Annotated in this window: 12 protein-coding genes and 1 pseudogene; 5 read left to right on the top strand and 8 right to left on the bottom strand. The window is 71.7% G+C overall.

The window, feature by feature from the left end:
• The first annotated feature begins 110 nt into the window (after window positions 1-110).
• From ACIQAK_RS19145 to ACIQAK_RS19130, 4 genes are all read left to right on the top strand, one after another.
• The gene (locus ACIQAK_RS19145) at window positions 111-713 is read left to right on the top strand and encodes an N-acetylmuramoyl-L-alanine amidase (protein WP_366389094.1); all 603 of its coding nucleotides are present in this window, start codon (window positions 111-113) and stop codon (window positions 711-713) included.
• Window positions 714-884: 171 nt separating this feature from the next.
• A complete protein-coding gene (locus ACIQAK_RS19140; RefSeq protein WP_366389095.1) occupies window positions 885-1175 on the top strand; it encodes a hypothetical protein in 291 nt (96 codons plus the stop codon).
• Between the two features lie 607 nt (window positions 1176-1782).
• The gene (locus ACIQAK_RS19135; RefSeq protein WP_366389096.1) at window positions 1783-1941 is read left to right on the top strand and encodes a hypothetical protein; all 159 of its coding nucleotides are present in this window, start codon (window positions 1783-1785) and stop codon (window positions 1939-1941) included.
• Window positions 1942-2039: 98 nt separating this feature from the next.
• The gene (locus ACIQAK_RS19130; RefSeq protein WP_366389097.1) at window positions 2040-3221 is read left to right on the top strand and encodes an acyl-CoA dehydrogenase family protein; all 1182 of its coding nucleotides are present in this window, start codon (window positions 2040-2042) and stop codon (window positions 3219-3221) included.
• Window positions 3222-3274: 53 nt separating this feature from the next.
• Here ACIQAK_RS19130 and ACIQAK_RS19125 read toward each other — a convergent pair whose 3' ends face one another.
• From ACIQAK_RS19125 to ACIQAK_RS19100, 6 genes and pseudogenes are all read right to left on the bottom strand, one after another.
• The gene (locus tag ACIQAK_RS19125; RefSeq protein WP_401848460.1) at window positions 3275-3706 is read right to left on the bottom strand and encodes a hypothetical protein; all 432 of its coding nucleotides are present in this window, start codon (window positions 3704-3706) and stop codon (window positions 3275-3277) included.
• Between the two features lie 22 nt (window positions 3707-3728).
• A complete protein-coding gene (locus ACIQAK_RS19120) occupies window positions 3729-4400 on the bottom strand; it encodes a DUF5701 family protein (protein WP_366389099.1) in 672 nt (223 codons plus the stop codon).
• A gap of 133 nt (window positions 4401-4533) precedes the next feature.
• Window positions 4534-5060 (bottom strand): annotated as a pseudogene (locus ACIQAK_RS19115) (LLM class F420-dependent oxidoreductase); the annotation flags it as partial.
• Window positions 5061-5207: 147 nt separating this feature from the next.
• The gene (locus ACIQAK_RS19110) at window positions 5208-7340 is read right to left on the bottom strand and encodes a glycoside hydrolase family 6 protein (RefSeq protein ID WP_366389100.1); all 2133 of its coding nucleotides are present in this window, start codon (window positions 7338-7340) and stop codon (window positions 5208-5210) included.
• Between the two features lie 296 nt (window positions 7341-7636).
• The gene (locus ACIQAK_RS19105) at window positions 7637-9094 is read right to left on the bottom strand and encodes a WGR domain-containing protein (protein WP_366389101.1); all 1458 of its coding nucleotides are present in this window, start codon (window positions 9092-9094) and stop codon (window positions 7637-7639) included.
• Window positions 9095-9247: 153 nt separating this feature from the next.
• Entirely contained in the window at window positions 9248-9403 is a 156-nt protein-coding gene (locus ACIQAK_RS19100; protein ID WP_366389102.1) for a DUF6131 family protein, read from the bottom strand.
• Window positions 9404-9543: 140 nt separating this feature from the next.
• On the opposite strand from ACIQAK_RS19100, the gene ACIQAK_RS19095 reads away from it, so the two are divergent.
• On the top strand, window positions 9544-9987 hold the full coding sequence (locus tag ACIQAK_RS19095) for an SRPBCC family protein (protein ID WP_366389103.1): 444 nt from the start codon (window positions 9544-9546) through the stop codon (window positions 9985-9987).
• 174 nt (window positions 9988-10161) lie between these two features.
• Here ACIQAK_RS19095 and ACIQAK_RS19090 read toward each other — a convergent pair whose 3' ends face one another.
• Complete coding sequence (locus tag ACIQAK_RS19090; RefSeq protein WP_366389104.1) at window positions 10162-11811, bottom strand: FAD-dependent oxidoreductase; 1650 nt, start codon at window positions 11809-11811, stop codon at window positions 10162-10164.
• A gap of 133 nt (window positions 11812-11944) precedes the next feature.
• Entirely contained in the window at window positions 11945-12865 is a 921-nt protein-coding gene (locus ACIQAK_RS19085) for a diiron oxygenase (RefSeq protein ID WP_366389105.1), read from the bottom strand.
• Window positions 12866-12955: the final 90 nt, after the last annotated feature.

Genomic DNA, 12955 nt, shown 5'->3' with positions numbered 1-12955 from the left:
GGGGGAACCGGAGCCCTCTCCCCTACGTCGTCAGCGGGAGACGGCTTCGGCCTCCTCTTTCCCTCACGCGTTCGCCATACAGGGGCCACGGCCCCCCCAGCAGGAGTGCGATGCACCGCAGAAGGCTCCTCCAGGGGGCCGCCGTCACCGCGGCGGCGGCGCTGCTTCCGGCCTCGGCCCGGCCGGTGGCCGCTTCGGCCGCCATTGCGGACTACCCGACGGCCCTCTGGGCACCGGCCGACACGGCGAACTACACCGTTCCCTCGCACCCGTCCGAGCGCCGGATCGACCGCGTCGTCATCCACGTCGCCCAGCAGATGTTCACCCCGACGATCGGCATCTTCGGCGATCCGGCCAAGCGGGTCTCCGCCCACTACGTGGTGCGCTCCGGGGATGGCCATGTCGCCCAGTGCGTCAAGGAACAGGACATCGCGTGGCACGCGGGCAACTGGGACGTCAACACCCGCAGCATCGGCATCGAGCACGAGGGGTGGGTGGACCGCCCGGAGTACTTCACCGACGTGATGTACCGGCGCTCGGCACTCCTCACCGCGGACATCTGCGCACGGCACGGCATACCCAGGGACCGGACGCACATCATCGGCCACCACGAGGTGCCGGGCAGCGACCACACCGACCCCGGCGCCCTCTGGGACTGGGAGCGCTACCTGCGCCTGGTCGCCCTCCCCGGGCCGAGTGGTGCCACCGACTGACGTGAACCACCCCTCTCCGTCCCGTACACCACATAAGATGCCGGGTCATGCTCCCGCTGCCGCGCCGCGACCAGCCTGCCGTCGTGGAGCGCATCCACCGCAAGGCCGTGCGGTACTACTCACAGCTCTCCACGCGCACCCATTCCGTCGAGAGCCGGGTGAAGGAGCTGCATGCGGATCCTGCTGCTGACCGTCGCCGCCGCCCAGCTACGGGTTCACCGGCGCTCGGGGACGTCGGACACGGCGGAGGCGCAGGCCCTGCGCGCCGACACCCTCGTACGCGTACGCGACCTGGGCGCGCGGGCCTACCGGCGCCACCCGACGTTGATCCGTGAGCCGGCCGCCGAGATCGGCGACGAGATGCCGGAGCTGGTGTCGTACACGGCCAGGTCGACGGGCGTGGCGGTCACTGGGGCCCGGTCGAGGTCCCGCTCGGGTCCCGGAAAGGACGAGCCGGGATGACTCGTCCTTCGCACGACGTCGAGATCGCGTCCGAGCCGGACGCGACGCGCCGGGAGCCGGCGTCGGACGCGGTTGCTCCGCCGGACCGGTCGGAGGCCAGGAGCGGCATCGCCCGGGGGCGCGATGTCGGCGACCATCTGGTGGACCACCCCGCTGAGGCCGCACGGTGGACCGCGAGGCTGGTCGAGTCCTACCGGCGTGAAGTGGACAAGCCCTCCTCGGGGGATGCCGTCGTCATCCTGCCGGGATTCGCCGGAAGCGTCCTTACGGATATCGAGAGCGGGAAGACGGTCCGGGGAGTCCAGCGCCTCTGGGAGACCGTGCTGTCCTCCCGCGCGGGACTTTCCCCGGCCGTCACGGAGGACGAAGAAGACGGTCGGCGTCAACGACTGCGTCCCACCGGCCTGCTCCGTGGCCCCGCGTGGCTTCCTCGGATCGGCGCCCTGTCGCCTTACGGCCGGCTCGTCGAGGAAGTCCGATCGGTGGTAGCGCACCCCGACGCCGCGCTGGAGTTCCCGTACGACTGGCGCCTGTCGGTGAACCATTCCGCCCGGCTGCTGACGAAGGCGGCTCCGGCCCATCTGTCGTCGATGCCGAGACCGGTGAGGTGGTCGGGCGTCATCGGCTGCGCGAGGTGGCGGGGCGTCCTGATACGTGGACCGCGCACGTCGTCCTGGCCGCCCCGGGGTACTACCAGGTCGTCGCCGAAGCCGGCGGCCTTTCCGCCTCGGCCTGCGTCGTGGCGGTCGACTCCCCGAAGGAGTAGCCGGGCGGCGACCGTCCTGGTATCCCCTGTCGATCACCGGGTAGGTGCCCCCGCAGTGAACGAGCGCGACCCTGATCATGCTGCGTGAGGGCGGACCGATGGCTGACAACATTCTGAACGAGGACCTGTACCGCTTCGAGGAGCTGCTGGACGACCAGGAGCGCGAGACGCTCCACCGCGTCCGGGCGTTCCTGCGGGAAGAGGTGGCTCCGCACGCGGACACGTGGTGGGGGAAGGCGTCGTTCCCCCACCACCTCATCCCCCGGTACGGTGAGCTCGGCATCGCGGGCCTGCCGTACGAGGAGTGCGGCGGCACCGCGGCGAGCAGCCTGCTCAGCGGCTTCATCGCGCTGGAGATGGCGCGCGTCGACGCGTCGATGGCCACGTTCTACGGGGTCCACGCGGGGCTCGCCATGGGCAGTATCGCCCGTTGCGGGTCCGCGGAGCAGCGGCGGCGGTGGCTGCCCGTCATGGGGCGGATGGAGAAGATCGGGGCGTTCGCGCTGACCGAGCCGCAGGGCGGGTCGGATGTCGCGGCCGGCCTGCGGACCACCGCGCGGCGGGAGGGCGACACCTGGGTGCTGAACGGCGCGAAGCGCTGGATCGGCAACGCCACCTTCGCCGACCTGGTGGTCGTCTGGGCCCGGGAGGAGGGGGACGAGGGCAAGGTCCGGGGGTTCGTGGTCGAGAGCTCGACGCCCGGCTTCTCGGCGCGCCTCATCGAGAACAAGATCGCGTTGCGGACGGTCGAGAACGCCGACATCGTCCTCCAGGACTGCCGGGTGCCGGAGGAGAACCGGCTCCAGGAGGCCCACGGGTTCCGGGACACCGCGGACGTTCTGCGGCACACCCGTAGCGGGGTGGCGTGGGAGGCCGTGGGCGTGATGCTGGCGGCGTACCGGATCGCCCTGGACTACACCCGTGAGCGTGAGCAGTTCGGGGGCCCCGTGGCCCGCTTCCAACTGGTCCAGGATCTGCTGGTCCGCATGCTGAGCGATGCCACCTCCTGCCTCGGCATGGTCGTCAGGCTCGCCCAGCTGGAGGATGCGGGGACCTTCCGCGACGAGCACTCGGCGATGGCGAAGGCGCACTGCACCACCCGTATGCGGGAGGTAGTCGGCTGGGGCCGCGAGCTTCTCGGCGGCAACGGGATCGTGCTCGACTACAGCATCGGCCGGTTCGTCGCCGACGCGGAGGCCCTGTACTCCTACGAGGGGACCCGGGAGATCAACACGCTCATCACGGGGCGGGCGGTGACCGGCTTCGGCGCCTTCGTCTGAGCCGACAACCGCTGTCGGCCGTACGGGGCGACGGCGCGGGCGGCCTTGCTCGATCAGCCGGCTGCCCGCGCCCGTCCCGTGCGGCGGCGGTCGTGGCCGCGTCGGGCGGTGTCCGCCGGTCCGGACGGGGCCGCGTCGGGGGTGTCCGCCGGTCCGGACGGGGCCGCGTCGGGGGTGTCCGCCGGTCCGGACGGGACCGCGTCGGCGGTGTCCACCGGTCCGGACGGGACCGCGTCGGCGGTGTCCACCGGTCCGGACGGGACCGCGTCGGCGGTGTCCGCCGGTCCGGACGGGACCGCGTCGGCGGTGTCCGCCGGTCCGGACGGGACCGCGGGGAGGTCGCGGTCCGTCGCCACCACGACCACGACGTCCAGGCCGTCGCCCGCGCCGCGTACCGCGCGGGTGCGTACGGCACGGTCCGCCCCGGCACGCAGCGAGCCTTTCGGGCCCCGGGAGCCTGGCACCGGGGCGCCGGTGCCGCTCATGTCGCCGTACCGCCAGGAGGGTCTAGACGCGGCGGCCCGTCGAGGAGGCGAAGCCCAGCCAGGTGTGCCGGTTACCCGCCCAGCACCAGCCGACCTTGGGGGCGTTGCGCCGCTCCCGGCCGTCCCGCCCGGTGCCGTTGCTGATCCAGAGTGCCGGGGTACGGGCGTCCAGGGCACCTTTGGCCTTGCGGAGCCGGGAGCCGATGGTCATGAAGCAGTGGTTGCGCTCCAGGACGTCCGGCTGTTGCAGCACCCAGTGGATGCCCTCGGTGAGCACCAGCGGGGTGCGCGCCTCGGCGCCGAGGGCGGGCAGCGCCTCGTTCGGGCTCCAGTTGGCCATCTGATCGCCACGGTCGAGGCCGGTGACGAGGTAGAGGGGTGCGTCCGGCAGGACGAGGTCGTCGAGCGGGGCGAAGAGGTCGACATCGGGCATGTCGGTGACGACGAAGCCCGGCTTGCCGTCGCGCCGGAGCAGCGGTGCGATGGCGGAGGCGGGAGCCCGGTCGGGGTGGACGGCGAGCAGCGTGCGGTCGCCGTCCTCAGGGACCTCGGCGGTGTCGGCGAAGGAGCGCAGCTCCGCCTCGGTGAGTCCGGCGAGCTGGTGGACTCCCAGTTCGATCAGCCGCTCGGCCTGCGCGGGCAGGGCCCGGAGCTGCGGACGAACGCTGGAGGTGACGGGAACGGTCTCGGGCACGTTGCTCCAAGAGGTGGGTGGTGTGCAGGGGCCCAGCGTTGACAACACCGCCCACGAGAATATTCCCGCTCCCACCCTTTCCCCTGGGCCGCCCCGCAAAGCGCCTTACCCCGGGCCGCCCTACAACTCGTCGCCGAACGCGTCGGCCGGTGTGCCCCGCGTCGCCCAGCGCGAAGAGGGCGTCGAGCAGGCGGACCAGTTGAGCAGTTAGGCAGTTGGGCAGTTGGAGGTACATCCCCAGCGTGGTCCGCGCGGTGGCGCGGGCCCGGTCGAGGTCGGTGTCCAGGACGACCGTCAGCTCGGGGGCCAACAGGACGTCAGGGCCGAGCGCCTAACGGGCCTCGGCCGTGTGCTCGGTGGTGACGGGATACGGATGTGCGCCCAGCGACCGGTCGGCCGCGAGCTTCAGCGTCTTCGGGCCGAGCACCGCCCAGACCCGCTCTCCGGGCTGCACGGACGGGGTGGCCGCGTCGAGCGCGTCGAGTAGGCGACCATCGCGCTGTACGGCTTCGCGTACTGCGGCACGATCGGGCCGTGGCTGACGCCCGGGCCGAGGACGAAGCGTCCGCGCGCGGCCTCTTCGACGGCGGCGATACGGGCCGCCACCTCCTCGGCGGGGTGGCTCCAGATGTTCAGGATGTCGGTGGCCACCGCCACCGTCAGGAGCAGGCGGCTCCGGTGTGCGGGCGCTCCAAGCCGATCACTTCGCGGTGGACGCGGGCGCCGTAGCCGTAGTCGTCCACCGCGAAGTGCCAGGTCAGGTCAGGTCAGGTCAGGTCAGGTCAGGTCAGGTCAGGTCAGGTCAGGTCAGGGGGCGGTGCCCCAGGCGAGGGTGGAGCCGACGTAGAGGCCGATCCTCGGAGCGTCGGCGTAGGTGGTGCCGGTGGCGCGGCTGTAGTCGTCGGCCTCCTGGTAGGCCGACCAGTCGCTCTTGTTGAACCGCAGCTGGATCTCTCCGGTCGAGGCGCCCGCCGCCAGGGTGCCACCGCCGAAACCCACCTCCAGGTGGTGGCTGGCCCCGGGGGCCGTCGCACTCGCCGGACGGACGGCGTGGGTGACGTTGCCGCAGCCCAGCACCGCGTAGTCGCAGGCCGTGCCGAACGTACTCGCTCCGGACTCGGGGGAGAACCAGTAGCGGGCCTTCACCGCGGACAGATCGACCGCGGACGCACCGGTGTTGACCACCTGGAGGGCCATCCGGATCTGGTTGTCGGTCGGGGCGGAGTCGGTGTTCCGGTACTGGACCTTGAGAGCGCCCGTTCCCGTGCCCCCGCCCGCCTCGGTGGTGACGGGCAGGTCCGGCGACGCCGCCGAAAGGTTGCCCGCCGCGTCCTTGGCCCTGACCGTGTAGCTGTAGGTGGCCGACGGCGCGAGCCCGGTGTCGGTGAAGGTCGTCGAAGCGGTCGAGCCCACGCGTGTGCCGCTGCGGAGGATGTCGTACCCGGTGACGGCCCGGTCGTCCGTGGACGCGGTCCAGGCCAGGGTGACGTTGGTGCTGGACTTGGCCGTCACCCGCAGCGCCGTGGGCGCGGTCGGCGCCTGTGTGTCCTGCCCGCCGCCGCTTCCGCCGTCGAGCGGTGGGTTGGCGTTGCGGAGGAGCTCCTGGAACTGGCGGGAGAACCAGTGCCCGGCGACCGGGGAGTCGGGCAGGGCGCCCGTGAGGTTGAAGCCGTTGCGGCCGTTGCCGGTGTACGTGGGGTCGCACATCCGGTCGAAACCCTTGCCCTCGTCGTTGTCGACGGGCTTGCTGCTGCCGTCGGACTCGCCCGGCGGCTTGGCCCAGACGTAGGCGTCGATCCCGGGCTCGGGAGCGGTCGTCGGGCGCTCGCCGACGCCCGCGCCGCTCTGGTTGCACCAGTTGCCCGTGTGGATGCGGCGGTCGGTGCGGCTGCCTTCGACGTAGGCTTCGACGCTGGTCAAGGGCCCGGGGCCGGTGGGCCGGGCGGGGCCGCCCCAGCCGTTGCGGGCGGTGTCGACGAGCATGCCGATGCCGGTGGCGAAGCCTTGGCGGACCAACTCGGCGCGCAGGGCCTGAGCGAACGAGAGCTCGTCCACGTAGTGGTTCCAGTCGACCCAGGAGGACTGGCGCACCGTGGCGCCGTTCACCGAGTCCGTCACCTTGAAGTGCGGTTCCTCGAGGGCCGAGTAGTTGGCCGTGTTCACGATGAAACCGTGGACGTCGGAGACCGACGCGCCCTCCACCGTGGCGGCCTTCTTGAACTGCTGCGCCGCCGGGACGAAGTTGGAGTCCCAGCCGAGCCAGCCGTGGTGGGCCGCGTCGACGTAGTTGTAGACGTTGGGGAGGGCACCGAGTGTGTGCAGGGCGTACCCGATGCCCTTCTCGTAGTTCCCGTTCGCCTTCATCGTGGCGCACTCCGGGGTCGAGCCGGCGGTGCCTCCCGCGTTGGTGACCAGGTTGGGCAGCGAGTCGGGTTCGATGAGGGTGACGATGCGCAGGCTCGCGTAGGCGGGGTCGCCGAGGATGTCGGCGATCGGGTCGATGTAGTCGCTCTTGTAGCGGCCGAGCTCGGTGGGGCCGAGTTCGCCGTTGGAGGCGAGCGCGGCGCAGTCCCGGCCGGGGAGGTTGTAGATGACGACCTGGAAGAGGTCGGCTCCCTGGCTCACCGCCGTGTCGAGGTGCCGGCGCAGGCCTCGCGCGCCGGGTGTGCCGTCGATCGCGGCGATGCGGTCCATCCAGACGAACGACGGCTCGTCGGCGATCGCGTCGCCGCCCGGTTCGGCGGCGGCCCTGGCGGACCAGTCGGGGTTCACGTACGGGGTCGCGCCTGCGTAGGGGTTGTCGACGCGGGCGGCGGCCGCCGCCGGGCCGGGTGAGGCGATGGCGAGGGATGCGCCCATGACCAGGGCGGACAGAGCGGCGACCGCTCTGGCGCGCGCCCTGCCGCGCGGTGCGTGCGGGGTGGTGCCTCTGCTGCTCATTGCGGCTCCGTGCTCCTCTCGTACGTCCGCCACGGGAATCCGGCGGACGGGCTCAGGGGTACGTGGTGCTCAGGAGATGAGGCGTGCGAAGTGGGGCGGACATGACTGTGGGAGCGCTCCCAAGGTGGCGCCGCCGCCGGTGCATGTCAAGCGGTGCGACTCGATCACCTTGTTTCATGCGGCCGTTGAGCTGATGGAAGCGCTCCCATCAGCCGGGCGGGAGTTATCCGATGAGCCGCACCCCGGGCCGGCGCCGCGGAGGGCGGGCCGACCGTCGGCCCGCCCTCCGACGCCGCTCACCCCAGCCGTCGGATATCGCCCCGGACCCGGTAGAAGCCGCCTGCCGCAGCGTGCAGGGCGTCGACCACGTACCGCGCGCCGGGCTGCCGTATCGCGCGCGGGAACTGGACGTTCCAGGAGGTGTCGTAGCCCCCGGAGACCACGTGCACCCGGAGGCGGCCGCCGGTGTCCTGGACGCACTCGACGACGACCGAACCGGCGGGGGCGTGGGTCACGGTGGTGACCGCGGTGGCGGCCGTGGCGGGCGCGTAGGTCGGCAGTGCGGCTGCCAGCTTGACGTCCCGGGGCGCCGGTACCGTGCCCTGCTGAGCCGCGGAGATGGCCGCCTCGCTCGCGTCCACGCAGACCAGCGAGCCATCGGTGGTCACCAGGTACAGCCGGCCGTCGCGGTACTGCATCGACAGCGCCGACCCGCCGCCCGTGCCGAGCTTCCACAGGCGCGTGCCGTCCTGGTCGAAGCAGTACACGGACGACGAGGCGTCGCCCGCGAAGACGAACCGGCCGCCGGGCGAGGTGGCGCATGAGTACACCGCGCTGTCGCAGGCGTATGTGGCCTCGATCGCGCCGGTGGCCTTCGACAGCCGCTGGACCGCCCGGTGCGCCGTACCCGCGTACACCGCGTCCTCCTCCTGCCAGCCGAACAGGACACCGCCACGGGTGGGCGTGTGCCACAACTCGCCGCCACCGTCCGGGGCGTAGGCGGTGACGCCGCGGTGGTGGCCGTGGTAGACCGCCCGGTCGTCGGCCCGGACCATCCAGGCGTGTTCGCCCTGGCTGCGGCGCGCCCACTGGTGCTCGTCCTCGTGGTCGATGACGGTCAGCCGGCCGTCGCGGTCCGAGACGTTCAGCAGGCCCTCGTGGATGTCGAGCCAGAAGATGTCGACATCGGCCGCGATGTCGTACGCCGCGAACGGCAGCTTGGAGGAGAGGTCGTAGACCCGGCCGTCGTCGCAGCCCGCGTAGATCCAGAAGTCGTCGGCGACCAGGCACTTCACGCCGTCAGGCAGGCTGAAGCGGGCGAGGACCGCGCCGTCGTGGTCCAGGGTGAACACATCGCCCGCCTGGTTGCCGACCCAGCACTGCTCGTCGTCCACATGGATGCCGAACGCCGAGGAGCCGGTGCGGAAGCGCCACAGCACAGGGGCCACGGCGCGCGCGGTGGAGGGGGCCGAGGTGACCTGGCGGCGGGTCACCGACCGGGGCGCGCGCTGACCGGGGACGGCGGGGGCATACCCCTTGCGGACCTTCTCCCCCACCTTCTTCGCCGCTGCGGCCTGCGCCTTGGCGAGCGTGGCGAACGTCGACGTCTGGGTCTGCCCGGCGGCACCGATTCGCCCGTAGCGCACGGTCACCACCAAGCCCTCCACCGTCACCTCGTAGAACTTGTGCGCACCGGCGCCTTCCTGTGACAGCTCCAGATACGTCGTCGTCGAGACCGTGGACGCGGCGGACATGGCAGACCCCTCCCCAGGGCGGACCCGCGGCCGTTCCGGCGGGTCTCACTGCTCACACCGTAGAAGGAGGCACTGACAACCGGCCGTCGCCGCCGTCCCGGTACGGGAGCGGCGGCGACGGTTGTGCGGGATGCGGGCTCCTCACCCGGCGGGCTACCAGTAGTGGCGCCTTCCACCCACCGCGCGGCCCGTCGCCCCCAGGAGCCAGAGCACCAGACCGATGGCCACGAGAATGATGCCGATGGTCCAGAGGACGGAGATGCCGGCCACCAGGCCGATCACCAACAGAATGACACCGAGGACAATCATGGAGCCCTCCAAACAATGCCGACTACCTCCGAGTATGCGCCTCATAAAGGATTTCTGTCGGTCGGCTCCGCGCGTGGGCGGAATGGATGCGGGTAGTAGGCAGCGCAAGCCGCATCCGAGGAAAAGCAAGGTGGTTGTGCATGTCCTCCTCCATCGTCGAGACCGTCGACATCAAGGCCCCGGTCGCCGTCACCTGGGCGCTGTGGAGCGATGTCACCCAGTGGCCGAAGTTCCTGAGCCACGTGCAGCGGGTCGACCCGCTGGACGAGCGGCGTTTCGCCTGGCAGCTGTCGCTGCCCGGGGCGGAGAAGGGGTTCGTCGCGGAGCTGACCGAGGTCGTCACGGAGGACCGCATCGCGTGGAAGACGACCGAAGGGGTCCATCACGCCGGGGTGGTCACGTTCCACCGGCTCGACGACCATTCCAGCCGGGTCGCGCTCCAGATCGAATACGACCCCGAGGGGTTCATCGAACACCTCGGCGCGCTGACCAATCTGGATTCGGCGCTGGCCAACTACGACCTGGGTGAATTCCAGAAGCTGGCCGAGCTGACGGCGTCCGGGGGCAGTCCCGAAATCCGCTGACCGCAGGTGCGATCCGGCGTTCAGCGGGTACGAGACCCTCTGACCCGAGTTCATGCGGGCACCCCCCTCCCGCCTGCACGAACGGCTGGGGCCCCACCGGTTTCCCACCGGTGGGGCCTCAGCTCTGTCCTGGGCATCAGCTCTGTACAGGGGCTCAGCTCTGTACAGGGCAGATCAGCTCGGCATCTTCCGACGGCGGCCTTTCGCCGCCGCGACCAGTGCGGGCACCGTGCCGAGCTTGACGCGCGGGCGGCCGTGTTCGCGGCCGCGGGCCACCTCCGCCCGGTCGATGGCGGCCAGCCCCCGGGCGTCGACGACATCACGGCCGCGGCGGCGGGCCAAGCGGCGGAACGCCGAGGACGGGTGGGCCGGCGGGGTCAGCGTGCCCGCCACCGCGTCGGCCAGCAGCGTTTTGACGGTCTCGGCCGCGCAGGTGCGGTTGGCGCCGATGCCGCCCGATGGGCCGCGCTTGATCCAGCCGACGACGTACGCCCCGGTCATGCCGCTCACCCGGCCCCCCTCGTGCGGTACGGTCCCGGACGCCTCGTCGAAGGGCAGGCCCGGCACGGCCACGCCCCGGTAGCCGATCGCCCGCAGCATCAGGCCGGCCGCGATGTCCTGCTCGCGCGGGCCCGCCGTGACGCGCACGGCCGTGACGCGATCCTCGCCCAGCACCTCCATCGGTGCGGAGTGGAAGCGGAAGACGATGCGCCGCCCGGGTGCGGGCGGCTGCGACCAGTCCACCACCCGGCGCTCCACGTCCCGCAGGAGGGCCGCCCTCCCGCCCGGGGCCGCCGCGTCGATCTCGGCGCCGGTCCTGGGGTCGTGGTCGTCCACGACGAGTGCGACGCCCGGCAGGTGCTTCAGGGCGAGCAGCTCGGAGGCGGTGCAGGCCGCGTCCTCGGGGCCGCGCCGCCCCAGCAGGACCACCTCGCGGACCTTCGATCCCCGCAGTGCCGCGAGCGCGTGGTCGGCGATGTCGGTGGCGGCCAGCGTGTCCGGGTCCGTGACGAGGATGCGGGCGACGTCGAGGGCGACGTTGCCGTTGCCGACGACGACCACGCGTTCCGCGGCCAGGCGTACGGACCCGGGTGCCACCTCCGGGTGGGCGTTGTACCAGGAGACGAACGAGGTGGCCGAGCCGCTGCCGGGCAGGTCCTCCCCCGGGATGCCGAGCCGGCGGTCGGTGGACGCGCCGACCGCGTAGATCACCGCGTCGTGGTGGGCGGCGAGCTCCTGGACCGTGATGTCCTTGCCGATCTCGACGCCCAGATGCATCCGAACCCGGGGGTGGGAGTGGAAGCGGGCGAAGGTCTCGCCGACCTTCTTCGTCGCGGGGTGGTCGGGCGCCACGCCGTAGCGGACGAGGCCGCCTGCCACCGGCAGCCGGTCGACCAGGGTCACCTCGGCGCCGGTGTGCAGGAGCAGGTCCTCGGCGGCGTACATGCCGGCGGGTCCGGTGCCGACGACCGCCACCCGGATCGGGGCGAAGTCGGAGGGCAGGCTGCGTACGAAGGTGGGCTCGCCCCAGGTGTGGAAGTTCGGCCCGTCCGGGGCGGGTTCGGGCTCCCGGTCCGCGAAGTAGGCCGCGTTGATGGCGGCGTACTCCTTCTGCGCCCCGAAGAGGCTGTCCACCGGGAAGATCGCGTCGACCGGGCAGGCGTCGGCGCAGGCCCCGCAGTCGATGCAGGTCTCCGGGTCGACGTAGAGCATCTCCGTACTGCCGAACGCCCGCTCCTCGGGGGTCGGGTGGATGCAGTTGACGGGGCAGACGGCGACGCAGGTGGCGTCGGAGCAGCAGGTCTGGGTGATGGCGTAGGTCATCTCGTCGTCTCGGGTCGTGGTCGGGGATCGTCGGCGCGGATCATCGACGCGGTTCCTCCGGTCGGGTGTTCGGACCGCCGGCCGTGGGGCGTACGGTCCGCAGCGGATCGGCCGAGGCGCGTACGGCCCGGGATCAGATGAGCGAGGCGCGCTTGTAGAAGAACAGCGCCGGCCCGGTCAGCAGCCGGGCCGAGGCCAGGAACTCCATCAGTCCCGAACAGCTGGACCTCATCAGCGACTTGTGGTGCTCGTTGACCTTGGCCTCGGCGCGGGCGCGCCGGGGGTCCAGGCCGGCGTTCGCGTAGACGTCCCGGTTCACCATGCTGGTGACGATGTAGTACGAGGCGATCGCCACGACGATCGCGTTGAGCTGCCGCCGCACCGCGCCCGCGTCCCGCAGCCGTTTGCGGGTCTCGTCGCGGGCGAACTTCATGTGCCGCGACTCCTCCACGACATGGATGTTGTTGATGGTGCGGACGAAGGGCGCGACCCGCTCGTCCCGCATCCAGTCACGCTGCATCACGTCGAGGACTTCCTCGGCCACGAGTATCGCCGCGTAGGCCGCCTCGCCGAAGGCCAGGGTCTTGAACGCGCGTCCCAGCTCCACCACGGGGCGGCGCGGCCGGTAGGCCGGTGCGCCCAGCTTGGCGGCGCCCCGGGCGAACATGATCGAGTGGCGGCACTCGTCGGCGACCTCGGTGAGCGCCCACTGGAACCGGGGGTCGGTCGGGTCCTTCGCGTACATGTCGCGGAGCACCATCTGCTGGAGGATCATCTCGAACCATATGCCCGTGCTGGCGACCGACGCAGCTTCCTGGCGGGTGAGTGCCTTGCGTTGGGCGTCCGTCAACTCGCCCCAGTACGCGGTGCCGTAGAGCGTGCTCCACTCGGGGCTCGCGCCGTGGTGGTCCGGATCGAGCGGGGTCTCCCAGTCGACCTGGGTGGCCGGGTCGTACGACAGTTTGGCGGCCGAGTCGAGCAGGCGTCGGGCGACGTCCTGCTCGGCGAGCCGGCCCTGGTCCTGGTCCTCCGGCCGAACGGTGCTGCTTGACATGGTGCGGCTCCTTGACTCGAGAGATCGGCCCGGCGCCGCCCCCGCCCCGTCCCCCATCGCGTTCCCGCCCGATGAGATCGATGGCCGCCG

The sequence above is a fragment of the Streptomyces sp. NPDC088706 genome (assembly GCF_044752765.1).
GTDB lineage: Bacteria > Actinomycetota > Actinomycetes > Streptomycetales > Streptomycetaceae > Streptomyces.
The sequence above is the reverse complement of the archived record's forward strand: the minus strand, read 5'-3'. Positions and strand labels throughout refer to the sequence as shown.